Origin of the sequence: Nocardioides allogilvus, from assembly GCF_003047285.1 — a bacterium.
GTDB lineage: Bacteria > Actinomycetota > Actinomycetes > Propionibacteriales > Nocardioidaceae > Nocardioides > Nocardioides allogilvus.
On record NZ_PZYX01000014.1, the window covers coordinates 1 to 26,393 of the forward strand.

General features: G+C 68.8%; 15 protein-coding genes and 4 pseudogenes. 10 read left to right on the forward strand and 9 right to left on the reverse strand.

The features are described from left to right. Window positions 1-515: 515 nt before the first annotated feature. The 6 genes and pseudogenes from C9J87_RS16925 to C9J87_RS16950 form a co-directional block, all read left to right on the forward strand. Complete coding sequence (locus tag C9J87_RS16925) at window positions 516-929, forward strand: hypothetical protein (protein WP_107706112.1); 414 nt, start codon at window positions 516-518, stop codon at window positions 927-929. A gap of 419 nt (window positions 930-1,348) precedes the next feature. Beyond that, window positions 1,349-2,416 (forward strand): annotated as a pseudogene (locus C9J87_RS16930) (IS256 family transposase); the annotation flags it as partial. Between the two features lie 40 nt (window positions 2,417-2,456). Continuing rightward, a pseudogene (locus C9J87_RS16935) lies at window positions 2,457-3,448 on the forward strand (IS3 family transposase); the annotation flags it as partial. Window positions 3,449-3,488: 40 nt separating this feature from the next. Continuing rightward, window positions 3,489-4,886, forward strand: a complete 1,398-nt coding sequence (locus C9J87_RS16940; protein WP_107706113.1) for an IS30 family transposase — start codon at window positions 3,489-3,491, stop codon at window positions 4,884-4,886. Window position 4,887: 1 nt separating this feature from the next. Beyond that, window positions 4,888-5,205: pseudogene (locus C9J87_RS16945) on the forward strand (integrase core domain-containing protein); the annotation flags it as partial. A gap of 26 nt (window positions 5,206-5,231) precedes the next feature. Further along, window positions 5,232-5,471 (forward strand): annotated as a pseudogene (locus C9J87_RS16950) (IS256 family transposase); the annotation flags it as partial. 638 nt (window positions 5,472-6,109) lie between these two features. On the opposite strand, the gene C9J87_RS19770 reads toward C9J87_RS16950, so the two are convergent. Together C9J87_RS19770 and C9J87_RS16965 are read right to left on the reverse strand one after the other, a co-directional pair. Continuing rightward, complete coding sequence (locus C9J87_RS19770; protein WP_157953240.1) at window positions 6,110-6,913, reverse strand: hypothetical protein; 804 nt, start codon at window positions 6,911-6,913, stop codon at window positions 6,110-6,112. Between the two features lie 227 nt (window positions 6,914-7,140). Next, on the reverse strand, window positions 7,141-7,713 hold the full coding sequence (locus C9J87_RS16965) for an RNA polymerase sigma factor (protein ID WP_157953241.1): 573 nt from the start codon (window positions 7,711-7,713) through the stop codon (window positions 7,141-7,143). A gap of 897 nt (window positions 7,714-8,610) precedes the next feature. On the opposite strand from C9J87_RS16965, the gene C9J87_RS16970 reads away from it, so the two are divergent. Continuing rightward, on the forward strand, window positions 8,611-9,573 hold the full coding sequence (locus C9J87_RS16970) for a M12 family metallo-peptidase (RefSeq protein ID WP_157953242.1): 963 nt from the start codon (window positions 8,611-8,613) through the stop codon (window positions 9,571-9,573). Window positions 9,574-9,586: 13 nt separating this feature from the next. Then, complete coding sequence (locus C9J87_RS19775) at window positions 9,587-9,895, forward strand: hypothetical protein (protein WP_157953243.1); 309 nt, start codon at window positions 9,587-9,589, stop codon at window positions 9,893-9,895. A gap of 114 nt (window positions 9,896-10,009) precedes the next feature. On the opposite strand, the gene mobF is transcribed toward C9J87_RS19775, so the two are convergent. Continuing rightward, window positions 10,010-13,543 (reverse strand): MobF family relaxase, encoded by a 3,534-nt coding sequence (gene mobF / locus C9J87_RS16975; RefSeq protein WP_107706117.1) that lies wholly within the window; start codon window positions 13,541-13,543, stop codon window positions 10,010-10,012. 296 nt (window positions 13,544-13,839) lie between these two features. On the opposite strand from mobF, the gene C9J87_RS16980 reads away from it, so the two are divergent. Further along, a complete protein-coding gene (locus tag C9J87_RS16980) occupies window positions 13,840-15,555 on the forward strand; it encodes an RNA-binding domain-containing protein (protein ID WP_107706118.1) in 1,716 nt (571 codons plus the stop codon). 285 nt (window positions 15,556-15,840) lie between these two features. Here the strand turns inward: C9J87_RS16980 and C9J87_RS16985 are convergent, their stop codons facing one another. From C9J87_RS16985 to C9J87_RS17010, 6 genes are all read right to left on the reverse strand, one after another. Continuing rightward, on the reverse strand, window positions 15,841-17,061 hold the full coding sequence (locus C9J87_RS16985; RefSeq protein WP_107706119.1) for a S8 family serine peptidase: 1,221 nt from the start codon (window positions 17,059-17,061) through the stop codon (window positions 15,841-15,843). Beyond that, window positions 17,058-18,473, reverse strand: a complete 1,416-nt coding sequence (locus C9J87_RS16990) for a type VII secretion protein EccB (RefSeq protein WP_010831194.1) — start codon at window positions 18,471-18,473, stop codon at window positions 17,058-17,060. The genes C9J87_RS16985 and C9J87_RS16990 overlap by 4 nt, the downstream gene beginning before the upstream one ends. Before the next feature lie 2 nt (window positions 18,474-18,475). Continuing rightward, window positions 18,476-19,858 (reverse strand): type VII secretion integral membrane protein EccD, encoded by a 1,383-nt coding sequence (gene eccD, locus C9J87_RS16995; RefSeq protein ID WP_010831195.1) that lies wholly within the window; start codon window positions 19,856-19,858, stop codon window positions 18,476-18,478. 179 nt (window positions 19,859-20,037) lie between these two features. Then, window positions 20,038-20,328 (reverse strand): WXG100 family type VII secretion target, encoded by a 291-nt coding sequence (locus C9J87_RS17000; protein ID WP_010831196.1) that lies wholly within the window; start codon window positions 20,326-20,328, stop codon window positions 20,038-20,040. Between the two features lie 36 nt (window positions 20,329-20,364). After that, window positions 20,365-20,673 carry a WXG100 family type VII secretion target gene (locus tag C9J87_RS17005; RefSeq protein WP_107706120.1) on the reverse strand — a complete coding sequence of 103 codons (309 nt, stop codon included), beginning with the start codon at window positions 20,671-20,673 and terminating at the stop codon, window positions 20,365-20,367. 133 nt (window positions 20,674-20,806) lie between these two features. Further along, window positions 20,807-22,165, reverse strand: coding sequence for a hypothetical protein (locus tag C9J87_RS17010; RefSeq protein ID WP_157953244.1), 1,359 nt, complete (start codon window positions 22,163-22,165; stop codon window positions 20,807-20,809). Window positions 22,166-22,330: 165 nt separating this feature from the next. On the opposite strand from C9J87_RS17010, the gene eccCa reads away from it, so the two are divergent. Then, window positions 22,331-26,329 carry a type VII secretion protein EccCa gene (gene eccCa / locus C9J87_RS17015; RefSeq protein ID WP_232820092.1) on the forward strand — a complete coding sequence of 1,333 codons (3,999 nt, stop codon included), beginning with the start codon at window positions 22,331-22,333 and terminating at the stop codon, window positions 26,327-26,329. Window positions 26,330-26,393 lie beyond the last annotated feature (64 nt).

Genomic DNA, 26,393 nt, shown 5'->3' on the forward strand with positions numbered 1-26,393 from the left:
CCAGTCACCGGTCGAGTTCGAACGCCTTCACAAGACCGCCAACCCGGCGGCATGATCAACACACCCAAACCGTCCGGAGAACCGGTTACAGGTCAGTGACTTCCTCAGTTGTGTTGGATTTGCTACCGGGGGGAGGGCGGGTGGGTCGTGTTCGACGCGTCGTGTTCGGGGGTGGGTGCCGGGTCCGTGGACGGTGATGGTGCGGGCGACGACGACACGGGTGGGACAGGCGCGGGTTCCGAAGGCGGCTCCGCGGTCGGTCGGACCGGAGCGGAGCTCGGGGTGCTGCTCGGTGTCGGTGTCGGCGCAGATGTGGGAATGGGGGTCGGGGGCGGGGTCGGCGCCTCAGTGGGTGTTGTAGAGGGGGACGGCAGCGGGACGGGCGAAGGAGATGTGGTTCCCGGCTGCGGGGAGGGGGTGGCGCTCACAGTGGGTTGAGGCGGCGATTCTTGAATGGGTCGATTGGGTTTCGGGGTGGGCCGAACGGATGGCACGTCCAAAGTGGGGGCCTGTTCGTGGGGCTTCAGCTCAACGGGTGTGGCTGGTTGGTCCGGGGCGGGAACGTCGATGCCCAGCTCGTCGAGCCAGCGGTGGGCCAGGTCCTGAGCCGAGTCCGGCAGGGAGCCGGTAGCGGCGGCGGCCGCGACCCCGACCGCACTCAGGGAGAAGGCGGCCGCGATGCCCGCGACGGTTGCGCGGAGTCGGTGGCGCCGGCGGCCCTGAGCTGTCTTTTGCCGGACGTGTGCCCGGAACTGGGCGAGGGCCGCAGCCTGTCCCGGCAGGGGGCCGGCCTCGCCGCGCTCGATGGTCGCACTAAGCAACGATCGGAGCTGGAGCTCGATCGCGTCGTCGGGGGTGTCTCGGTGGTTGACCATCTCATGCAGGTAATCGTCAGTGGGACCGAATCCGTTACCGAGGCTGTGAAGTAGGGACCGCTGCTGCGGGCGAACTCCGGTCCCCAGGGAGCCGCACCACCTTGAAGACCGCTGAGACCCGGAGAGATCTCAAGCCGGGCCCACTCGGATCGACGGACAAAGGTGCTCACGCGGGGGTTGGCTCAAGGCGACCAGTTGCCGCAATCCATGAGCACGTGGGAGCGGGCGGGCCCAGCCGCACGGCCGTTCATCCGCTTGAGGGTTCGATCCAAATGGTCTAGCGCAGCTTGGTGCGGGTGCTCCTTGGCTCGGCGCGGGAACGAAAGGATCGCGGGCCCTGGATCCGTTCGTCACGGACCTCGATGGCGGGGCGTGTCAGATGTTCTGTGTAAGGGATCGGTCCATCTGAAAGGACCACGATGGACCTCGTGACAGACGAAGAACCAAGGAGCGGCGCCGAGGTCGCCGCGCAGATGGCCGCGTCGGGTGCGCTGGATGAGATCTTCTCCAAGATCGATGCCGGCGAGCTCGACCTCACCGGTGCCGAGGGCTTCATCCCAGGGCTGGTCAAGGCCGCGCTCGAGCGCGGGCTACAGGCAGAGCTGACTGGTCATCTGGGCTATGAGAAGGGCGCCGAGGAGTCGTCGCTGTTCGCCAACTCCCGCAACGGCTCGACCCCGAAGACGGTCGCGACCAGCGTCGGCGACATCGAGCTCAACACCCCGCGTGATCGCGAGGGCAGCTTCACCCCGCGCCTGGTCCCGAAGGGGTCGCGGCGTCTGGGTGGGCTCGACGAGATGATCATCAGCCTCTACGCCGGCGGGATGACGATCCGCGACATCGAGCACCACCTTCGCTCCACGCTGGGCACCGAGCTGTCCCACGAGACGATCAGCAAGATCACCGGCGAGGTCCTCGAGGAGGTGCTGGCTTGGCAGCGGCGGCCGCTCGAGGCGCTCTACCCGGTGATCTACCTCGACGCGTTGGTCGTGAAGGTCCGCGACGGCGGCCACGTGCGCAACAAGGCCGCACACATCGCCGTGGGCGTCGACATCGAGGGCATCAAGCACGTCCTGGGGATCTGGGTGCAGGCCAGCGAAGGAGCCAAGTTCTGGGCCAGCGTGTGCGCCGAGCTCGCCAACCGCGGGGTGCGCGACGTGCTCATCGTGTGCTGCGACGGCCTGACCGGCTTCCCCGAAGCGATCGAGGCCACCTGGCACAACGCCACCGTGCAGACCTGCGTGGTGCACCTGATCCGTGCCGCGACCCGGTTCGTGTCCTATCAGCACCGCAAGTCCGTGGCTGCCGCGCTCAAGCCGATCTACCAGGCCGCTGACGCCGAGGCCGCGCGGATCGAGTTCGAGGCGTTCAAAGCCAGCGACCTGGGCCAGCGCTACCCCAACACCGTGGCCACCTTCGAGAACGCCTGGGAACGGTTCACCCCGTTCCTGGCCTTCCCACCCGAGCTGCGCCGAGTCATCTACACCACCAACAGCATCGAGTCGCTGAACTTCCAGCTGCGCAAGATGAAGCGCCCCAGGTTTGATGCCGCTCCTGTTTGAGTCCAGGAGAATGAGCACCATGCCGAAGAAGATCGATGAAGAGCTCAAGGCCCGAGCGGTACGACTGGTCAATGACCACCAGGGCGAGTACTCCTCGCTGACGGCTGCTGCGGCGGTCGTGGCCAAGCAGCTCGGTGTCGGCAAAGAGTCCGTGCGCCGCTGGGTGATCCAGTCCCAGATCGACGGCGGGCAACGTGCCGGCGCGAGCAGTGAGGAGCTGGCTGAGATCAAGGCGCTGAAGGCCGAGAACCGTCGGCTTCGGGAAGACGTCGAGATTTTGCGCGGGGCAACGACTTTCTTCGTCGGGGAACTCGACCCCCGCAACCGTTGATCATGGGCTTCATCGACACCATGAGAGCCGAGGGCCACGTGGTCGAGTCGATCTGTCGGGTCCTGCGTGAGCAGGGCTGCCAGATCGCCGCGCGGACCTACCGCAGCTGGAAGCGAGCCGGGCGCGTCGTCGCTGCTCGGACCGTGACGGATGCCCACGTCGTCGACGCGGTGCGTGACATCGCTTGGACAACGAAGGCCAACAGTGACGGCGTCCTCGTGCGCAAGCTCAGCCCCGAGGGGCTCTACGGGCGACGGAAGATGACGGCCTACCTGCGGCGCACCGCGTTGCCCGAGGCCTCCGCTGGCTCGGTCGATCGCGCGATGCGCACCCTTGACCTATCCGGTGTGCGGCGTGACAAGGGCGTCCGGACCACGATCCCGGCCAAGGACGGGATCCGGACCGGGGACCTGCTCGATCGCGACTTCACCGCCACGGCGCCGAACCGGACTTGGGTCACGGATTTCACCTACGTCCGCACGTGGGCTGGGTTCGTCTACGTCGCGTTCATCGTCGACGTCTATGCGCAACGGATCGTGGCCTGGCATGCCGCGACGACCAAGCAGACCGACCTGGTGATGATCCCGCTGCGGATGGCGTTGTGGCAGCGCGACCGCGAGGGACACCCCACCGAGCCGGGCGAGCTGATCCATCACTCGGATGCCGGGTCGCAAGGCGGAATCAATCGGTCGTCGCAACACCCCGTCATGGAGGTGTTGAGTGGTACGTCGTCAGCAAGCAGCAGATCGAGCGATCCGGCCGAAGCTTCGGTCGCCGGGGCACCCGAAGTTCCAGCGTCATGTCGAGGCCGCGTTCTGGGCCGAGATCGCCAATGGCTTTCTGCCCATCGAGGCCGCCGCGACGGTCGGCGTGGCGCAAGCGGTCGGTCAGCGGTGGTTCCGCCACGCTGGCGGCATGGCGCCGTTCGATCTGACGTTCAAGGCCACAGGCCGGTACCTGTCGTTCGCTGAGCGTGAGGAGATCGCGCTGCTCAAGGCCCAGAACAAGGGCGTGCGCGAGATCGCCCGAGCCATCGGCCGCGACCCCGCAACGGTGTCACGCGAGCTACGCCGCAACGCCGCCACCCGCGCGGGAAGTACCGGCTATCGGGCGTCGGTCGCGCAGTGGAAGGCCGACATGGCGGCCAAGCGCCCCAAGCCCGCGAAACTCGTCGCCAACCCTCGCCTGCATGCCTATGTTCACGAGCGGCTGTCGGGACAGATCAAGACGCCGGACGGCAAGGTCGTCCGCGGTCCGGAGCCACCACGGTTCACCGGCATCAACAAGCCCCACCGCAAGCATCGCGGGTGGTCGTCGGCGTGGAGCCCGGAACAGATCAGTAACCGGCTCAGGGTCGACTTCCCCGATGATGAATCCATGCGCATCAGCCACGAGGCGATCTACCAGTCGCTCTACATCGAGGGCCGCGGCGCGTTGAAGCGCGAGCTGGTCTGGTGCCTGCGCACTGGCCGCGCGTTGCGGGCGCCGCGGGAGCGATCACGGCGCAAGACCTGGGCACACGTCACGCCCGAGACGCTGATCAGCGAACGCCCCGCTGAAGCCGAGGACCGTGCCGTTCCCGGCCACTGGGAAGGCGACCTGCTGATCGGGCTGGAACGCTCGGCGATCGGCACCGTCGTCGACCGCACGACCAAGTTCACGATGCTGGTCCACCTTCCGCGTGAGGAGGGCTACAGGCATAAGGAGACGCCGAGGAACGGCCCCGCATTGGCCGGCTACGGCGCGCTCACGATGAAGGACGCGCTGGCGAGCACTATGTCGACGCTGCCGACCGAACTGGCGAGGTCGCTGACCTGGGACCGCGGCAAGGAGATGTCCGCGCACGCCAAGTTCAGTATCGAGACTGGGATCCCGGTGTTCTTCGCTGACCCGCAATCGCCTTGGCAGCGCGGGACGAACGAGAACACCAACGGCCTGCTCCGCCAGTATTTCCCCAAAGGCACCGACCTGTCGTGCTGGTCGGCCGAGGAGATCGAAGCCGTCGCTCACGCCCTGAATACCCGGCCCCGCAAGACCCTCGGATGGAAGACACCCGCCGAGGCGTTCAACGAGCATCTACTGTTGCTCCAACAAGCCGGTGTTGCATCGACTGGTTGAACCTGGTCAATACACGTCTCTGCGGCTGACCGAGCACCTCGCGCTCGAGGAGATCCGGCCCTCGATCGGGTCGGTCGGTGATGCGTATGACAACGCCCTGATGGAGACGATCAACGGCCTCTACAAGGCCGAGTGCATCCGCACGCTCGTCTTCCACGACGGCCCCTACAAGACCATCGCCGACGTCGAGTACGCCACCGCCGGCTGGGTCGATTGGTACAACAACCGAAGGCTCCACTCGACCCTGGGAAACGTCCCGCCAGTCGAGTTCGAGCAAGCCCACTACGCTGCTCTCAACCGAGAGCCGCACCCCGTATAGGAACGGCCGAGAACCTGGGGCGCTTCAAGATCATCAAGAACCGCGGCCACTTCCCCAACGACGACGCCGTCGTGAAGCTGCTGTGGCTGGCGATATGCAACATCGAGGACAAACGGGCACGCGCCCGCGAGAAGGAACGCGGCAAACCCGCCAACGAACGCAAGGCCGCACCGCGACTCGTCGAGGGCCAGGTCACCACAAACTGGAAGAAAGCCCTCGCCCAACTCGCCCTGGTCTACCCCGACCGAATCGAACCCCACCTGTGAACACCGACCGGCCCCTTACACAGAATTCTTGACAGGCTCCGATGGCGCAGCTGATCGTCTCGTCAGCCAGGCACGCGTCCGGACCCGAAAGCACGATCGGGATGAATGGCAGCAGCGCCTCGCCGTTCTCTCGAGTCGCGGAAGTTTCACAAGTAGTACCCGTGGTCAACGGGTAGTAGTTGACCCGCTGGGCGACGGTGGACCTCGGGTCGTCGAACGCCGTCGGGACGGCCCACGAGAACCCATTGCCTCGTCGCAGTGACACACCGACGGATCGCGCTCCCCTGGTGAAAACCTAAATCCTCGGTCTGCAGGTAGATCAGCGGCGCGTTGGGGTCCTGCTGCGTGTAGTTGACGACCATGTCGCTGTCCGCGAGGTACGGCGCCAACCGCACCGGGCCGCGATCGGTGATCACGTGGCTGCCGGACCAATGCTCCGAGTCAGAGTCGACCTGGTGGGCCCTGGGCGGGCGAGTCACTGGCAGACTACCTCGGACCAGCACGTCGTCCCGTAGTGACCCGGCAACGCCCAGCTTGATCACTTGTGATCGGCTAGACCAAGGCCCGGCCGGAAGTTCTGGCGAATCAGGGGGCGGTCACCGTCGGTGACCGCCCCCTGATTACATCGTTCCTGAGTGTCAGACGGTCGGAGCGACAACCTCGTCGTCGGTCTCGTGCGCTGTGTCGTCCTCACCCGCGTTCTCGTCGAGCTCTGCGCGGGCCGCGTTGAGCAGGTCACGAACAGCTCGAAGGTCAGCCTTCGTGCTGGTGGCACCGATCTCGAGCGCAGCTGCCTCGGCCTGGCCGACAAAGGCATGGGCCTCGGCGTCCGTAGCGGCCTCATCAGCGAGCCCCTCGGCCTGCTTGAGGATGTTCACCACGAGCTGAAAGTTCTCCACCCGGAAGGATCGCAGTTCCTTGCGGACGGCCTTGGTGTCGACCGTGCTGCCGGCCGCCTCGACGGCAGCCTTGATCTCGGCCAGCGTCGCGCGTGCCTCGTCGATGTTGACTACGAGGGCAGCCTCGCTCTCGTCGCCAAGGCGTGTGATCGCCTGGCTCGCGGCGAGGCGGGCGAGGCGCTTGTCCTTGACTGCGACGTCCTTGAGCAGCTGCTTGGACTGACCGCTGGCCGGCTGACCCTTGGCAGGCTGGGCCTTGGTCGGCTGACCCTGGGTCGGCTGGGCCTTAGTCGACTGACCCTGGGTCGGCTGGGCCTGGGTCGGCTGGGCCTTGGTCGGCTGACCCTGGGTCGGCTGGGCCTTAGTCGACTGACCCTGGGTCGGCTGGGCCTGGGTCGGCTGGGCCTGGGGGGGCGCCGTTGGCTGAGCCTGTGCGGGTGGGGTCGGATTGGGAGGCCCGGCGTGGGCGACGGTCATTGAGGCAGGGGCGACCAAGGCTGCGGTGGCGACCAAGGTGGCGGTGAGGCGGCGGGTTCGATTCATGACGGGGGTCCTTGCGATTCGGTGGGAGGGAGGGCCGGGAGCTGAGCCTGTGCCCCTGCTTCCGGTCTGAACAAGAGATGTCGATGCCATTTCAACTAGTCTTTTGGGGTGGTGCTGTTCCTGTGATGCTGTGCCAGGTGACAGTCCGCGAGTTGGGGCTCGATCGTGTCGTCGGGGGTCTCGGTGTTGCCATCTCAGTGCGGTAATCGTCAGGGGGGCGCGATCCGTTACTGGGGCAAGTCCAGGTCGGGATGATCCTGGATCGCCAACAGTTCGGCGAGGCTGCGTAGACCGCGATGGGCGGCGACCCGGACCGCTCCGGGCGACTTGTTGACGATGCGGGCCGTCCGGGCGACGTCCAGACCAGCGATGTACCTCAAGACCACGATCTCCGCCTGGTCCGCCGGTAGTTGCTTCACCGAGGCGAGGACGATCTCGGTGGAGAGGAGGACCTGCACGGACTCTTCGACGTTGTCGTGCGCGGGCAGGTCGGAGAGTGCCTGTTCGTCGATGTCGGTGGAGCGTGGGCGTCGGTAGATCTGGCGTTGAGCATCGTGAAGTCGGGCGCGACCGATCGTGAGGACCCACGCGCGCCAGCCGGCCTCGTCACCCTTAAAACGGTGCAGCCCTTTGACCACGCTGACCCACGTCTCCCCAGCCACTTCCTCAACCAGGGACCGGTCGCGCGCAAGAGACTCCAGATAACGCAGCAGGCTGGGCTGTGCAGCCCGGAAGAGCACGGTGAAGGCAACCTCGTCACCGTTCCGAGCGGAAGCCAGATGGCGTTCGAACTCAGACATCTCTCCCTCGATGGCGGCAACGCCGGTGCGGAAACGGGGGCCGCGGGTTCCCGGCGTGTGTCGTGGTCGGTGAGGCAGCGACATCATGCCGCGCGGTGGCCTCTTGTCGCAACTCGAGCGCTTGCTCCTCCGTGCTCTTGCTGTAGCCAACAGCAAGCTTGACTGACCGCCTGCTCCTGTGGCCCGCGGAGTTCTGCGCATCACCGTCGCCGCCCCAGGCGCTCGGCGTGCCGGTAGGAACACCACGTGCTACCCGAGTTGGTGTCCAGCCGACCCGGCTAGGTAGCCCAGCATGGTCCATTCGACCCATACCATCGCGTTACCCGGAAGTGGATGTCTTGTTACCGATGAGATGTGCTCATGCGTCGTCCCGCCTCAGCTCTTCTTGTGGTCACAGCCGTCTTCACAGCTTCAGCGACGGCGACGGTGCCGGCTGGGCAGAGCAGGCGTCCCAGCCCCGGGGCGATGCCACCGGGTGCTCCGCGGAGCTCGCTCCTGGCCCGGTTCGTGCCAGCACGCTCGGGAGCGTCGACCGGCCGGCGGTTCGTGAGCGCAACGGCCTCACCGCCGTTGGGCTGTCCAAGGTCGTGGAGGACCCCCAGGGCTGGGTCGACGAGTGCGGCGCGGTGTTCTACACAGAGCCCGTCCACGGCCCCGGGCGTGGAGGAGACGCCTAGCACGCGGGTCACGACGAAGTCGCCGCAGGCGGCACCCTAGCAGCGACGACCCGCAGACAGCCTCAGCAACTGTGCCGGCCGACGTGCTGGACCTCTCCTCGCGCCCGGCTCGGCGCGCACCATCTACCTCGACTTCACCGGAGACACCACGACCGGCACCGCCTGGAACAAGACCTACGGCACCACCATCACCTCGCCCGCGTACTCCATCAACGCCCCGGTGGACGCGACCTTCGACGACGCCGAACGCGCCGAGATCCACCTCGCCTGGCGCACGGTCGCGGAGGACTTCGCACCCTTCGTCATCAACGTCACGACGCGCGAACCGAGCTCTGACGCGATCGTCAGGTCCTCCACCTCGGACACGACCTACGGCGCGCGCGTGGTCATCACCGCGACCAACGCCGTGGGCAGCGCCTGCGGTTGCGGCGCCGCCGCCTACCTCGACGTCTTCGACGTGGTGGGCAGCGGCTACTACCAACCGGCGTGGGTCTTCACCGACGGCACCGGCCTCAACGGGTACAACGTCGCGCAGACCATCTCCCACGAGGTCGGCCACAACTTCGGCCTGCACCACGACGGGACATCAACGACGTCGTACTACACCGGCGCCAAGGGATGGGCCCCCCTCATGGGGGCGTCGTACAACAAACGGTTGTCCCAGTGGTCGAACAGGCAGTACGCCGACGCCAACAACAAGGAGGACGACATCGCGATCATCGCCCGCGCAGCACCGCTGCTGGTCGACGACCACGCCGCCACCACCGACGGCGCAACCAGCCTCGTCGCCGACGTCACGGCCGTCGCAACGATCGGTTCGCGCTCGGATGTGGATGCCTTCGCGTTCGTCGCCTCAGGGGCAACGCAGCTCTCCGTCGCCGGAGATCACGGAGTGTCGCACAGCGACATCGCGCTCACCATCCTGACCGGCGGGGGCGCCCACGTGGCCACCGTCAACCTGACGAGCGACACCGCAGCCGACGCTTCCCCGAACGCGACCTGGACCGTGACACTGCCCGACGCCGCCAGCGCCTACGTCGCCCTCGTAGACGGCACCGGCTACGACCCACTCGTGTCGGGCAGGTACGACGACTACGGATCCGTCGGTGCCTACCAGGTAGTCCTACAGACGGTTAGCACTTCGACCGAGCCGGAGCCCACCCCCGGAGCCGACTTCGACTGAGACCACGACTCCCGTGACGACGACCGATGTCCTGCAACCACCGACGTTCGTCGGACAGACCCGACAGCTCCCGCGGGCGACGCTCAAGGACCGCTACCGCGAGGTCATCAAGTTCACCGACACTGTCGCCACCGTGAAGGTGCGCGGCCTGCCGCGCGGCATCAAGGCGCACCAGCGCGACGGGCGCATCGTCCGGGAGGTGTCGAAAGCGCGGGGATTAACCGCCTCGTGGAGCAGCACGCGGCGCGAAGGCATGCGTCCTCCAACGTCCCGGATACCGATTCGAGCCGTCCGCTCATCGGCTCTGTCCGGAAACCCTTGACGCTAGTCGTCGCCGTCCCGCAAGGGATCGGCAACCGGGACGCGCGCCCACCGAAAACGACCGTTTCCGGTGGGTGTTTCGGATACCATTTCGGTCGCTTGCCGGCGGTCGGGTCTAGATGCCGCGTCCGAGCTCGGGGTGTGTTTGCTCGATCCGGTGTTCCGTCGGCGCATCGAGCCTGGCGCTGTGGGTGGCGGCTGTTCGCTCGACCTCGACTTGGAGGGCTCGAGCGCGGCGTGACTCGATGAAGTGCACGGCTCGTCCGATCGGGAGGGATTCGATGCGGGTGAGATCGGCCCGCGCCGCGTCGGCGTATTGCCGCCATCGTTGCGCACGCGCTTGGGCACTGTGTGCACCGCTGACTGCCCGGACAGAGGCGGCATCACGTCGACCGTAGATACGGAGGATGAGATCTTCGGCCTCGGCTCGGTGCCGCCATCGGGTCTGCTTCAGCGCTTCATCGGCGCGCGCGACATCCTGGCGAGCGCTGGCCACGGCGGGCTGGGCTTCGGCGAGTTGATGCGCAACGCGAGCGGCCCATGCTTCGAGCCCGTCGCGAGTAGTGGCGGCCCATCTGCCGGTGGCGGGCACGCTGCCCCACCGGTCCAGTACGGTCACCTGAGCGTCGCGGGTCCCAGCTCGTGCGGCGTCGAGCCGCCGCTGCGCGGCGCGCCGACCCAGTCGCCCCGTCGAGCGGTTTGCGTCCCACGCGGCGTCTTGTTGGATTCGCGCATCGAGGTAGGCCTGACCGTCAACCATGGCATGGGCCAGCAGTGGTCGCACGGCGTCGTCGAGGACCGTCGTCGAATGGGCTTCGGCTCTGGCCATGGCGTCTCGGCCGGATTCGTCCTCGCGAGCGTGGATCTGCCCTTGGGTCGCCAGCAGCCCGGCTGCGTGCTCACACCGTGCCGCTTCCCGGTCTGCGTTGGCGATGGCCTCGACCAACCGTGCTCGTTCGTCGTTGACCACCTTCACCGGCCCCTCAGCCGCCAACCCCGCGATGGCGACCTGAGCTGCTTCAGTTGCTGCTGGGAGGCCGCGGTCGGAGCGGTCGAGCTCGAGCGCGTCGATGAAGTGCTCCCGTGCCTCGTCGAGGTTATCGGCGACGATGTGCAGCACGTTCGCGTCACGGCCGCGAGTCATGCCGACGTACACCCCGGACGCGTCCAAAGCCTCCGACAGCAGGGTGTGCGCGCTGGTCGTGGTGACGCCTTGGACGCCGTACGCGGTCGCGGCGTAGGCGAGGTGGGCGTGGTCGGTCACGTACGAGCTGGGCAGAGCGACCGACCGTGGGTGCTTACGCGGGCAAACTGCCTCAAGCGCCCACACGGTGCCGTCGTCGCCGATGCTCTGGACTGTCCAGGTCTGCCGGTTGGCGACTCCCAGGGTGCTGTCGTTCTTGCGCGTGGTGATCACGTCGCCCGCGCCAATGGGCAGCTCGTCGTTCCCAGACACGGTCGCCGTGTCGTCGACTTCGCCTCGTACGACGCGTTGGGCACGAATGCGGTCGTTCAGGGAGCGGGCCTCGTCGTTGGTCGCGACTGTTGCGGCGACCGTCCTCGTGGACTCGATCGCCGCCGTGGTCGCGGAGGCGATGGCCTGCTCGGCGTCGTCGGTGCTGCGGTGCAGTCGGACATGTCCACGGGCGTGGAGCCGGTCGAACAGGTGCGCCGGGTTGTCACCGGCACGGAGCCGGAGGGTGAGGTCGGCGTAGACCGGGTCAGTGAACCGGTGGACCGAGTCCATGTCGAAGACGGTTCGGCCACTGCCGGCGGCCAGCGCTGCGGCCAAGTCGAGCACCCCACCGCGTCCCACGGCCGGCAGCTGTGCCCGGTCCCCGACCAGCGCGACCGTGGCCGCGGCGTCGTCCGCCAGGGTGAAGAGCGCGATCGCACTGTCCTGGTCGAGCATCCCGGCCTCGTCCACCACGATCCGCTCACCGCGCGACAGTCGCGCCCACACGGGAGGCCCGCCGAACGTCTTACCGGTCGCGGGATCGCGATCCCCGACGGCGAGGCGGGTCCACACGCCGTCGCTGTTCCACCGCCAGCCGTGGGCGTGGAGCAACTTGGCGACCGATTCGGCGGGTACCCCAAGCTCACGGGCGACCACGTCGGCGGCCTTCTTCGTCGGCGTGACGATCCTCGTGGCGCGACCCTCCGCACAGGCGGCAACGATCGCGACGGCGAGCATCGTCGTCTTTCCCGCACCGGCAGCGCCCTCGACCACCACCAGTGGGTCCGTCGATGCGACGGCCGCGGCGGCGCGAGCCTGCCCGCCGCCGAGACCTCGTTCCGCGGCCAACGCCGTAACGTCAGTTATGTGGGATCTCGCGGTAGTGCCCACCCGGGCGGTGAGCAGGTCACACAGTCGCATTTCTGCGGCGAGGACCTGGAGGCTGGTCAGGTGCGCGACATGCTCTGGTTGCGCGGCCCCGGGCGGCAACACCGACAGACAGTCGCCAACAGCAAGGTCGGTCGCGAGCGTTACGAGGTCGCGCAGGTCAGCGGGTGTGGCGCGTACGCCGTGTTCGGTGACGATGCGCGTCACCTTCTCGGCGACAGTGTGGCGGGTCCAGGTCGACGCGGCTGCAGCGCACCGGTCCAGCGCCCGTGAAGCGAGGGTGAGGACCTGGAGATCCTTTGGAGAGACCGTCTCGTTCGCCAGCCAATGGCCGCCTACTCGGGGCAACGAGAACAGCTCGGGGTCGCACCCGGCATCGGCCAACTCCCGACGCCAACCGTCCTCGTGGGCGAGCGAGGTGGGCCTCTTCTGCGGACGGTCCTTGGCCCAGGCCGCGGCGACCATCCGGGAGGTGATCACCGGACCAGGCTCCTCACCGGGATGCCGCTCGGCCCACTCGGCCTCGAGCTCGGCGAGGTTCTTCTCCACCTGGCCGGCGCGCTTCGACATCACCGCATTGAACGGCACCAGCTCGACCACCTCGCCCGTCACCGGGTCCAGGGTGAGGCCTTGACGATCCAGCACCGATGCAAGTCCTGGGTGCGCGGCCAGGACGGCAGTGCCGAGTGCCCGGATCGCTCCTTGTTGCTTGAACAGGGCCGCCGTGTCCAGGCCGCGCCACTTGCCTGCCGCCCAGACGCGGGTGCCGATCTGGAAGTGGACGTGCCGGTGCGGGTCGCCTGCCCTGCTGGTCTTGTGGACCACCGCGACGGTCTGCAGCCGCTCGACCGGCACCACTTCCTGGCGGCCACGTGGCCCGACTCGGGTGACCGAGTGCAGCGCGAGGAACCGGTGAATCTCGGCGACCGCGTCCGCCTGGGCCGCGTCTAGCGCATCCGACACGTCGGGATGCAGCGCGGCGGCGACCGACAGTGACTTCGGAGCGTTCACCACCATCTCGGCGAACCGCGGCGAACCGTGCTTGGCTGTGCCCTCCTCGCCGGGCAGTCGCGGCTTGCCCATCGAGGTCTTGGTCAGCGGGTCGATCCAGTCCACCCAGCCGGCGTACGCCTCGGCGTCCAGTTCGGAGGTGGCCAGCACCTCGCCGCTGCCGTCCATCACGGTGAAGGCGGCCAGCGTCGTCCCGCCCTCCAGGTAGTAGTCGTCAGCGCGCGAGCGATCCGACTCCAGGTACCGGCACGCCGCTGCGCCCGTTCCCCGGAAGAGAATTACTCCACCTTGCATACCCGCCTACGTTTCTAGTATCGCGTTGTTGGTATCTACCACGGTAGCATACGTACATTCAGAGGGGCGTGGGCAGAGAAGGAGGCGGTGCGGGAAGGTGCAGGTGCTAAGGATGAGGAAGGAGCGGTGAGGTGCGGAGTGAAGTGGAAGTTTGAGGCGGATCGAAGGAGATGGTGAGTAGGCGAAGGGAATGGGAGGTTAGCGTTCGGGATGAGCGTGATTGCTGCTCGCTGGAGCCGCGAGTTTCTCCCGAGTTTCTTCCTGGATCGTGGGAGCGCTTGTGCTAGAAACTCGGTATGAAACTCGATTCTCTCGGCGACGCACTGCAGCAGGTCATCGACGGAGCAACGGCTGACTCGCTCGAGAGCGAGACGCTCGACTTCAAGCGTGATCCGCACACGGTGACGGGCCGTGGTGCGCCTGGAAATCCACAAGCGCGGCTCATCGAGGAGTTGGTCGACGCCGTCGTGTGCTTCGCAAACGCTCGTGGCGGACGGGTCGTCCTCGGGGTCGATGACCGCACACCTGGGCAGGACGCCTTTATTGGTACGCAGGCCGACCCTGCGGTCCTCAGGAATCGGATCTACGGCAATACCAGACCACAGCTCACGGTACCGATCGAGGAGATCGAGTTCGGCGGGGCCCGGCTTCTGGTCATCACCGTTCCTGAGGGGCTGGACCTCGTGACCGACAGCAAGGGCAAGGCTCTCAGCCGCCGGGGCACATCATGTGCACCATTGACTGAGGATGCACGGCGTGCTTTGGCCCATGAGCGCCGGAATCCCGATCTGACTGCGCGGCCATCGGACCGTCCGTGGAAAGACGTCGCACCTTCTGCGATGAGGCAGACGCGCCATCTCTTGTCGCAGCTTGTCGACCTTCGCAACCAGATGGCAGACCTCGACGATGCCAGTCTCCTGCGTGCGCTGAACCTCATCGATCGTGACGACCGGTTGCTGATCGCTGGTGAGATCCTGTTCTGCACGCCGGAACAGGACATGCTCGACATCTTGACCCGGCCTGCCGCTGGTGCCGAGCCATCGGTACGGCGACTGCGGGAACCGCTGGTGCTCCTTTTACCGCATGCGCTCGATTCGGTGCGTGCCACGATCGACCCGGAGGTCGCGCACGTTGCGCTGGCGGGCGGCCAAGAGATCGCGCTTCCGGACTTCTCTCCGATCGCCGTCGATGAGGCGGTCACCAACGCCTTGGTTCACCGGGACTACTCACGACCCGAACGCGTCGTGATCGACCACTCGCCCAATGCCCTTAGGGTCTGGTCGCCTGGCGGACTGCCCTTCGGTGTGACGGAGGACCGACTCCTCAGCACAGTGTCGACACCGCGCAACGCAACACTCATGTCGGCGATGCAACAACTCGGACTTGCTGAGCGAGCCTCGCGCGGCATCGATCGGATGTTCCGGGAACAAGTTCGAGTCGGGCAACAAGTCCCCGGCATCCGAGCCGACGAGTACTCCGTCGAGATCTACTTCACCAGCGGCGCTCCCAACCGGGCATTCGCTGGCTACGTCGCGACCCTGCCCCGGAACCTGCGCGAGAACGTCGATGCCATGCTCTCGCTCGTCCACCTCTGCCAGAGACCGACGCTCACACTTGCTGACGCCGCACGCCTGCTCCAGGTGAGCGACATCGAAGCGAGGGACAGACTTGATGCACTCGGAGCGGGCACAGATGCTCTCGTCGAGCGTGACGGTGATGCGCGCCGGGGTGTGAGGTGGCGGCTGCGGCCGTCGGTGGCCTCCGCGCTCGGGACCGCCGTTCAGCACCGAGCACGAGCAAGTTCGGCGCGCCCGCGAGTCGAAGCTCATCTCAAGGAGTACGGCTGGATCACGAACAAGACGATCCGAAACATGTTCGACCTCGACGTCCAGCAAGCCACCCAGATCCTCAACGAGCTTCGGGCGGCGAATGTCGTGATCAAAGATCCCGACGGGCCCCAGCGAGGCCCATCGATCCGGTGGCTCCCCGTGAAGCCGTCGAAGCATCGGTAGCCAACGACTAACGCGAGCGCGTCGCTCATGTGCTAACTCATGTGCTACCGACCCTGTAGATCCCTGTACTACAACGATGTCATTCGATGCGCAGACATGGATTTCACGCCTGATTTGAGCGTGAATCGGGGTCCCGGGGCTCGAACGGGTTCGGGGATGATCGCCAGTTCGAATCCCCTATCCTCCGCCAGTGGTAACGGCGCCGGTCTCGACCGGCGCCGTTCGCCATTTCAGCCACAGCTCGAGGCGAATCATCTCGACGTCGCGCGCGGCCCGACAACCGGCTCAGCGGCGGGTGAGCGAGCGCAGCATGAACGCCAGCGCCAGCAAGGCGCCGCCTGCGAGCCCGCCCCACAGCAGCAGGGCGCGCGAGGAACCGAAGAGGTCGAGTCGGGCTGGCGGGGGCGGCGGCATCGAGTCGCGCCGGTCCTCCGAGATCGAGCGCTCGATCCGGCCGTTGCGTCGCGGGTCGAGGGAGCGGGTGAGCGCGTCGTGGGCCTGGACGACGCCGGCGCCGGTCCACGGGTTCGTGGCGGACTCCGACCCCTCGGTCGTCGCCATCAGCCGGGCGACGGTCTGCTGCGGTGTGTCGCGCGGGTAGTGCGCCCGCAGCAGCGCCACGACCCCGCTGACCTCGGCAGCGGCCCACGAGGTCGCCAGCTGGTCGACGTGGCAGCGCTGGCCGTTGGCGTTGACCGAGAGCGCGTCCACCGTGGGCGCGGCGAGGTCGGTGTCCAGGTTGGGCACCGTGGAGCCGATGGCCGAGCCGCCGAGCGGCGGCGCGGCACTGACCGCGAGCACGCCGGGATAGTCGGCGGGATAGACGGACGCGTCGTTGTCGGGCGTGCCCTTGAACGTCTCGGAGGGCTCCGCGGCGTTGCCCGCCGAGGCCACCACGACGACGTCGAGCTCCAGCAGTTCCTTCACGGCACGGCGCAGGTTGGGGTCGTCCTTCGTGACCGAGAGCGCGATGTTGACCACCTCGAACGGGTTGGTGCGGTGCAGCGCGATCGCCTGGTCGATCCCGTCGGCGATGCCCTGGGAGGTGACGTCCTTCTCCTGCTGCGACACGTCCGCCGGCGAGGTGTCGAAGACGCGGACATCGATCACCCTGGCTCCCGGCGCCACTCCCTCCGGTCCCGCGATCAGGCCGGCGACGATCGTGCCGTGGCCCGACAGCAGCGGCCCGCCCGCGTCCGGCAGCGCGACCGCGGCCGCCAGGTCGATTCCGAGGCCGGCTGCGACACCGCTGTCGATGACGGCGACGCCGACGCCGGAGCCGTCGGTGACCTCCTGCGCCTGCGGCACGTGCATCCGCTCCAGCGGCGGGTTGTCCCGCTCCGTGCTGTCGGCCAGGACCTCGGTCCCCGGGATGTCGGCCTCCGAGCAGACCCCGCCGTCCGCGGCGTACGCCGATGGCAGCACGCCCGCAACCGCCGTCCCGGCGAGGGGCAGCACGCCGACCACACCAGCCGCCAGCAGCCCGGCGGCGGACCGACGCCTCATGACTCCTCGGCGGAGGCGTCCTCCGGCGGGGCGTCCTCGGGCACCCGTCGGGCCGAGTTGACCGACAGCTCGACCTTGTCGTCGAAGAAGCCCATCCACGCGCTCGGCACCACCGGTGCGTCCGTGTCGCCGTAGCCGATGTAACCCGGCACCTCGGCCCCGATCAGCTGGTACTTGTAGCCGGCGGAGTCGATGACGTAGGGCGTGCCCTCGGTGCCCGCGTCGTCCCCACCGGACAGGACGTAGGCGCCGCCCGCGGGCTGCACCTCAACGCGACGCCGGCCCTGGGCGAGGCCCTCGGGGGACGCGTCGCCCGTCGGTTCGTCGGCCAGCGTCACCCGGTGGGGCTCCCCGGAACCGGGGTGGAGGACCGCACACATCTCCTCCGCCAGCACGGGCGTCGGCAGGTCGTCGGGCCACTCGGTGGGGTACGCCGCGGGCTGGGTGCCGCCACGCGGGGCGGCATCGACCGGCTGGGTGCCGGGGCCGACGGCGTCGTAGATCGTGGCGGCGAACGCGGACAGCTGCTGCGGGCCGTCGTCGGCCAGCAGGTAGGCGTCGCCATCGGGGGTGGTCAGCAGGTCACCGACGCGGTAGCGCGAGAGGTCGGTCTCGACCTCGGGGCCGTAGTCGACCGGGCCGGAGCCGGTCACCCCGAAGGAGTCCTGGGTCAGCGAGCCGCCGCGCGGAAAGAGGTTGAGCCAGTCCGCGCTGACCTCGGGGGCCTGCTCGGTGGACCCGAAGCCCAATCCGGTGGCGATCGTCCCGGCGTCGGCCAGGGTCGGCGGCAGCTCGAAGCGGTGGGCCGCCCCCTCGGGGCCGGAGCTGTCCGGCGCGATCAGCCACAGCGATGCGCCCTTGCGGACGAGGAACGCGGACCCGGCCAGCTCGTCGACCGCGGGGCTCGGATCGACCGCGACCTGGATCCCGGCGGCGGGCGCCGTGCACGCCGTCCAACCGTCCTGGATCAGGCCCTCGGGGTCGGGCAGGCCCGCGGGCGCGTCGTCGATGCCAAGGTCCTCGCCGAGGGTCACCTCGCGGATGTACTTGTCCCGCACCTGGAAGGGCGCGAGGTCGGGCTCGCCGAGCAGCAGCTGGGCGGAGATGTAGTTGGGCACGCGCCGGATCACCGGGTCGTCGCCGCCCTCGAGCACGACGTACTGCTCGCCGGTGTCCTTGCTGGTGACGAAGCTGCCGGCCTCGAGCCACTGGGAGTTGGGGCGACCGATGAGGAAGCCCGCGATGGCGGCTCCGGCCAGCAGCAGCAGGGAGATCGCGACACCACCGATGAGCACCCGGCCCGGGCGCACCGGCTCGACCTCGCGACCACCGGGCGCGCCGCTGATGAAGGCGGTGACCAGGCGACGCTTGCTGAACGAGTGGGCCTCGACCAGGTCCTTCTTGGTGGCCACCCTCAGCCCCTGATCTTGTCGAAGAAGCCGGCCGCGACGACCATCAGCGGCAGCAGCGACAACAGGGTCGCCGTCTCGACGGCGTCACCGATCCGTCCCCGGCGTACCGACGGCGAGGCGGGCACGAGCGTCGACACGAGGAGTACGGCGCCGACGACCGCGAGAGCGATGGCAGCACCCGCGCGCCACCCGTCGTGGATCAGCAGCATCGACAGCGCGGTGGAGACCAGACCGAGGATGCCGGAGACCAGCCCGGCCAGGACCTCGGAACCCGCTCGATATTGGCGGGTGCGGAACATGACGGCCAGGCAGCACACGCCAGCCAGGATGGTGCCGAAGACGCCGCGGCTCACGGCCAGCGGCGCCAGCAGCACGAGCAGCGTGCCCACGGTCGCCGACACCGCGAGCAGGATCTCGTGTGCGACACGGGCGTCGGCACCGACCTGCGCGAGGTCGATGTCGTCGGGGTCGGCGGTGATGTCGTGCAGGGAGTAGATCTGGTCGACCTTCGTCCCGGTGACGCCCAGCGCCAGCCACGGGAAGATGCTGCCCGCCAGCACGACCAGGGTCATCAGCACGGTGAACACGACGCTCGGCTCGAAGTCGGAGACCTGCATCAGCAGGCCGCTCGCGGCGAGCACCGCACCCACGACGATCGCGGGGATGACCAGCGAGCGCCCCTCCTGCAGGCCCGCCACGGCCACGACACCGACCAGCAGCATCGCCGCCCCGGCGGTCGCCAGCGGTGCACCGAAGAAGTCAGCGGGCAACGGCCACTGCCACGAACCGAGCTCACCGGGGGCAAGCAAGAGGCCGGCGACGCCGGCGTAGACGACAGCGATCAGGGCGACCGCGACACCCGCATCCGGCTCGTCCTGGCCACGGGCCAGCACGATGCCGCCGACGACGAGCAGCAGGGCGGCGGTGGCAGCCGCGAGTCCGCCCATGATGCTCTCGCCCTGGAGCAGCAGCGCCAACGCACCCAGGCCGAGCAGGAGGCCTCCGGCCCCGAGGGCGGTACGGCGACCGGCGGACGCCTCCCAGGGCTTGAGCTCGTGCTCGACGACGTCGGCCATGGCCTCGACGATGTCGTCGTAGACCCTCGGGGCCTCGTCGTCGATGCCGGCGGTGACGGTCAGCAGGCCGCCGTCCTCGATGCCCTGGATCAGCAGGCCGGCGTCACCCGCGAGCCGGCGCCCGTCCTGGGCGACGAGGCGGTAGCCGCCGTACACGGTGCTCGCATCGAGCAGGCCGACGCTGCGCGCGAGCTCGGGCACGAGCTCGGCGACCGGGACCGCGCCCGGGAGGACCAGGTCGACGCGGCGTGAACCTGAGGCGACGGTGACCCGGACGAGGCCGGATCCGACGGGCGTCGTCTGACTCATGCTGTGGTCCCCCGTGTGGTTCGTGGTTCGGCGATGACACTGCCCGGCCTCCGAGTGGCCCGCTCGCCGATCGGTTGCAGACTATATGGATCGCGGGGCCGGTCATGAAGGCCCGCGCACGACCGAGGCCGGCCCCCCGAAGGGCGGCCGGCCTGGAGTCCAGCTGGTCGTGGTGCGACTCAGAAGCGGCCGGCACCGCGAGCGTCAGCGGCCTTGTACTCCTGGTTGGACGTGTCGACGTTCTGACCGGCCTGGTTGAGCAGGATGATCATGTCGGTGATGGCCTTGTCCCAGGTCGCCTTGGCCTCGCGGTAGGCCTCCTTGGCCGCACCGGTCCAGTCGCTGGCGAGCGGCTTGAGCTCGTCCTCGAGGGTGTTCAGGCGGGCCTCGATGTCCTTGGCCGCGGCGATCACGTCGGCCGCGCCGGTGTCAAGCTTGCCGTGCTCTACTTTGATTCCGTCGAACGACATAACTGTCTCCTTCTAGGTCTGTGGTGGTCGCGGCGGTCAGCCGAGGCGGTTCTGCAGGTTGAGGTGGGAGTCGGACTGCGCCTGGTCGGTGGCGACGTTGTCCTTCTCGGTCTCGATCATCGAGGCGGCCAGCTGGTCGAGCGCCTTGAGGATCTGCTCCTGCTTCTCCTGCCAGGCGAGCATCAGGTTGCCGAAGGACGAGGCACCCTGGCCTCCCCAGCCGGCCATCATGTCGTTGACCCGGTCAGCGACGGTGTTGCACTTCGTCTTGACGTCCCCGCGGGCCGTGTTGACGAACTCGGCTCCCCTGGAGAGCGCCTTTTCTGTCTGGCTGAGGTTGCTCATCTCAATCCTTCCCCCTCGGCGGGTCTGTCCCGCCAGAGTTCACTGTGTGGGTGCTGCTCTGACTGTGCCGCTCGGGGAGACGTCCCGGCCCCCGCGCTGAGGTCGATGTACCCGGGCACTGGGGCGCTAAACATCAAGAAGTCATTTCCCACAGGGCGCGGAAGAGTCCGGACGCCACGACCGTCGCCGCGAGGGCCAGCGCTCCGCTCAGCCCCTCGGCCACCTCGGCCTTGCGCGACCACCAGACCGAGCGCCACCCGCGACCCGTGGCGACGGCCGCCGCGAGGCTGATCGCGCCCAGGGTCGTGACGCCCCCCAGGCCCCAGGTCGTCCACGTCGTCGTGAGGTCGCCGATCTCGAAGCCGACCAGCCACGCCCAGCACGCCAGGCCGGCCGCACGCAGCAGCCGGCGCGCTGCGTCGTGCCTGTACTGCCGGGCAGCGAGCAGGATGGCCGCGCCGGCGAAGAAGGCCAGGCACCTGGCCCCGATCCGGTCCAGGTCGATGCTCGCCGTGTGCAGGAGCAGCGGGGTGGCGATCAGGGCGATGAGCAGGATCGCGGCGCAGGATGCGGTGACCGTGCGCGTGGCGTCACTGACCAGGCGGTGCATCGCCGACTCCGGGATCACCAGGCGTCCGCGTCGACTGCTCGTCTTGTCGCGCGCCGACCACGCCGTCACGGCGAGCCGGTCGAGGTCGAGGAGCGCCTCGTCGGGTACGTCGATGGCGAGCGAGGGAGCGAAGCGCGCACCGAGCATGGCCAGGACGAGGAGGACCGCCCAGGAGACGCGGTCGTTCCACTCCATCAGCGGACTGATCGCGCACACCCCGAACACGAGGCAGCCGACGAAGATCCACACCGTCAGCACCTGGTCGCGGTCCTCGACCATGGCCCGGGTGATCGCGGCGGTCAGCGCTGCCGCCAGCGCGCCCACGGCCACCACCGCCCCGGTCAGCTGGTCGCCGGGCTCGAAGAAGGCGGCGAACGCGGCGGCCGCGGCGAAGGCCGGCGCCGCGGCGGTGCGCTGCCTCGCGTGCCGTCCCCACGGGAGCGCGGCGGTGAGCGCGCACGCCATCAGGACCCCCACGGTGACGGTGCGCAGTGCGGCGTTGCCCGACAGGGCGGCGTACCAACCGGACAGGGCGGCGGCACCGGCGGCGAGGCTCAGCACGACCGCCGCGACCTGGGGCGTCTCGGCGACGAGCTGGGCGCCGGAGCCGTCGTCGTCGCTGGCCCTGGCCCGGCGCACGCCGGTGGCCGCGATCAGCACGGAGCCCGACTCGACCCCCATCTCGGCGAGCGCTCGGTCGGCACGGAGGTGCTCGCCGAGCGCGGTCTGGAGCAGCGGGATGCCGGTCATGCCGGCCTGGTCGGCGTAGGCCCGGCCGACGTCGACGGGGGTGGCACCGATCGGGACCACGAGGTCGAGCACGCCCACGGGGCCGTGCACGCTGATCGCGATCGTGGCGGCAGGCCCGGAGGATGTGCTCACCTCGGACACCGCATCGGACACAGCTCCCCCTTGACCTCGTGCACGCCGACCTCCGAGTCCGGCCGACCCTGTGCAGGGTAGTAGGTGGCCGACGACCCACCTATCATCGTCGCGAATGACCGGGCCTGCATCGACCGGCGAGCCCATCGTCTCGAGGGGGAACGCGTGAGCACAGCACTGCGAGGCGGGCACCGGCTCGACGAGCCGGAGATGCCCGGCGGGCAGATCGTCCTGCAGCCGCCGCCGGAGCTCCAGGACAACGAGGGCGCCAGCGGTGTCCTGATGAACGCGATCCCGATGCTCGGCAGCCTCGGCTCGATCGTGCTGGTCGCGACCATGGGCGGTGGCGGCAACCGCACCCGCAGCTTCCTGGCGGCCGGCATGTTCCTGTTCGCCACGCTCGGCTTCATCATCGTGCAGATCGACCGGCAGCGGAAGCAGCGTGCACAGCAGGTCACCGGCTCGCGCACCGAATACCTGCGCTACCTCGCCAACATCCGCAAGGTCGCACGCAACGCTGCCGACCAGCAGCGTCGCGCGCTGATGTGGCACCACCCCGAGCCGACCGCGCTGCCGGCGCTGGCCGAGGAGCGCACCCGCCTGTGGGAGCACGGCCCGGGCGACGACAACTTCCTGCACGTCCGCTACGGCCTGTGCGCCCAGCCTCTGTCGCTGGAGCTGATCCCGCCGGAGAGCGCACCGGTCGACCAGGTCGATCCGGCAGCCGCGTCCGCGCTGCACCGACTCCTCGTCGTACACCGCCTGCAACCCAACCTGCCGGCCTCGATCGACCTGCGCGCCTTCGACCGGATCGAGCTGTGCGGTCCCGAGGAGGACGCCCGCTCGGCCGCCCGCGCGATGATCTGCTCGGCCACCGCCTTCCACAACCCCGACCAGCTCGTGGTCGCGGTGCTCAGCTCGGAGGCCAACCTCACCCACTGGGATTGGGTCAAGTGGCTGCCGCACGCCCAGAGCTCGCGCGAGATGGACGCCGTCGGACCGCGGCGCCTCGTCGCCACCTCGATCGACGACCTGGGCAACCTGCTGCCGCCCGACCTCAGCGACCGGCCCCGCTTCGGCGCCGACGAGCGCCCGCCCACGCCGCACATCCTGCTGGTGATCGACGGCGGCCACCTGCCGCCCGGCAACCACGTCGTGCCGCCCGACGGGCTGCACGGCGTGACCCTGCTCGACATGCCCGCGCGCTGGGACGAGCTCGAGGACTCCACGCGGCTGCGCCTGCAGTTCGCCGAGGGCCGCCCGGAGCTCGACAAGCTGCCCGTGCTCGGGATCCGCCTGCGCGAGGAGCCCGTCAAGGCCCTGATCGACCAGTGCGACCTCGCCACCGCCGAGGCCTTCGCGCGCCGGCTGGCGCCGCTCAAGACAATCAGTGCCGACGCCTCCTCGGGCAGCGCCGTCGACATCACCTCGGCCAACCCCGACCACATGGAGCTGCTCGGGCTCGGCGATATCCACACCTTCGACCCGACCAGCTCGTGGCGCCCGCGCCCGGCCCGCGACCGACTGCGGGTGCCGATCGGCATCGGTGACTCGGGCGGCCTGATCCACCTCGACATCAAGGAGTCCGCCCAGCAGGGCATGGGGCCCCACGGCCTGTGCATCGGCGCCACCGGCTCCGGAAAGTCGGAGTTCCTGCGCACGCTGGTGCTCGGCCTGGTCATGACGCACTCGCCCGACCAGCTCAACCTCGTGCTCGTCGACTTCAAGGGTGGTGCGACGTTCGCCGGCATGGCCGACATGCCGCACGTCTCGGCCGTCATCACCAACCTCGCCAACGAGCTCACCCTCGTCGACCGCATGCAGGACGCCCTGTCCGGTGAGATGGTGCGTCGCCAGGAGCTGCTGCGCGACGCGGGCAACTACGCATCGGTGCGCGACTACGAGAAGGCGCGCGCCAATGGCGAGGACCTCGCCCCGATGCCGTCGCTGTTCATCGTCGTCGACGAGTTCTCCGAGATGCTCTCCGCCAAGCCGGAGTTCATCGACCTCTTCGTCGCCATCGGCCGGCTCGGCCGCTCGCTCGGGCTGCACCTCCTGCTGGCGTCCCAGCGGCTGGAGGAGGGTCGCCTGCGCGGCCTCGAGTCCCACCTCTCCTACCGCGTCGGCCTGCGCACCTTCTCGGCCGGCGAGTCGCGCGCCGTGCTCGGCGTGCCCGACGCCTACGAGCTGCCCGCGGTCCCCGGTCTCGGTTACCTGAAGCCCGACCAGTCCACGCTGCTGCGATTCAAGGCGGCGTACGTCTCGGGGCCGCCCAGCGGCCGGGCCCGGGTCAGCCGCGACGAGGGCGGCCACGTGCGCGGCATCCTGCCCTTCACGATCTCCGAGGTCCTCGCGCTCGAGCCGCTGGAGAGCGAGGACGACGTGGTGTCGATGCCGGTGCAGCAGCAGGGCGAGCAGCCCTCGCTGCTCGACATCGCGGTCGACCGGATGATCGGTGTCGGCAACCCCGCACACCAGGTCTGGCTGCCGCCGCTCGACGTCCCCGACACGCTCGACGAGCTGATGCCCGACCTCGTGGAGGATCCCGAGCTCGGCCTCGTCTCGCCCCAGTGGCGCAACCTCAACGGCCTGGTGATCCCGCTCGGCACCGTCGACCGACCGCGCGAGCAGCGCCGCGACACGATGACCCTCAACCTGTCGGGCGCCTCGGGCCACGTCGCCGTCGTCGGCGGTCCGCGCTCCGGCAAGAGCACCCTGCTCCGCACGATCGTCACCAGCATGGGCCTCGTCTCGACGCCGGCGGAGTCGCAGTTCTTCGTGCTCGACTTCGGCGGCGGCACGTTCGCGCCGCTGTCGCGGTTCCCGCACGTCTCCGGTGTCGCGTCCCGGTCCGAGCCGGATGTCGTACGACGTGTGGTCGCCGAGATCCAGGGCGTGGTCGATCGCCGCGAGGCCTACTTCCGCGAGCAGGGCATCGACTCGATCGAGACCTACCGCAGCCGTCGGGCCCAGGGCCGCGCCGACGACGGCTGGGGCGACGTGTTCCTGGTCATCGACGGCTGGAGCACCCTGCGTGCCGAGTTCGACGACCTGGAGATCGAGCTCCAGCAGCTCGCCGGTCGCGGTCTGACCTTCGGCCTGCACATCATCGCCGCGTCCACGCGCTGGGCCGACTTCCGCGCAGCGATGCGCGACGTCTTCGGCTCCAAGCTCGAGCTGCGGCTCGGCGACCCGGTCGACTCCGAGATCGACCGCAAGGTCGCTGCCCTGGTGCCGACCGGTCGGCCGGGTCGAGGCCTGGTGCCGAGCAAGCTGCACTTCCTCGGCGCGCTGCCGCGGGTCGACGGCGACGGGGACTCAGCCACGCTGGGTGAGGGCGTCGACGACCTCATCGAGCGCGCGACGACCGCCTGGAAGGGCGCACCCGGGCCCAAGCTGCGGCTGCTGCCGGAGCTCATCAGCCTCGACAGGATCCGTGAGGACGCCGTCCGCCGCAAGATCGACGAGAAGCGCATCCTCATCGGCATCAACGAGAAGGAGCTGGCTCCGGTCGCGATCGACGTCAACGCCGAGCCGCACCTGCTCATCTACGGCGACGGCCAGTCCGGCAAGAGCGCGCTGCTGCGCAACTACGTCCATGAGGTCATGCGCACGCGGACCCCGAAGGAAGCGCAGATCGTCATCGTCGACTACCGGCGCTCGCTGCTCGGCGAGGTCCCCGACGAATACCTCCTCAACTACCTCACCTCGGCCACCCAGGCGACGCCGACGCTCAAGGACATCGCGGCCTACCTCGAGAGCCGGATCCCCGGGCCCGACGTCACGCCCGACCAGCTGCGCAACCGGTCGTGGTGGACGGGGGCCGAGGTGTTCGTCGTGGTCGACGACTACGACCTCGTCGCGACCGCCCAGTCCTCACCGGTCCAGGCCCTGCAGCCGCTGATGGCGCAGGCGCGCGACACCGGGCTCCACCTGGTCGTGGCCCGCCGCGTCGGTGGCGCGTCGCGCGCGTCGTACGAACCCGTCCTGCAGTCGATGCGCGACCTGGCGATGCCCGGCATCCTGCTCTCCGGTCCGCGCGACGAGGGTGCCCTCATCGGCAACCTGCGTCCGCAGCCGGCGCCGCCCGGCCGCGCTCGCGTCGTCACCCGTGACAAGGGGATCGAGGTCGCGCAGCTCGCGTGGACCGACCCGACGACGTGAGTGATCAAGACGAGCGGGCGACCGAGCTCACCAGGCACTACGTCCGCGTGCGCAGCCGACTCAG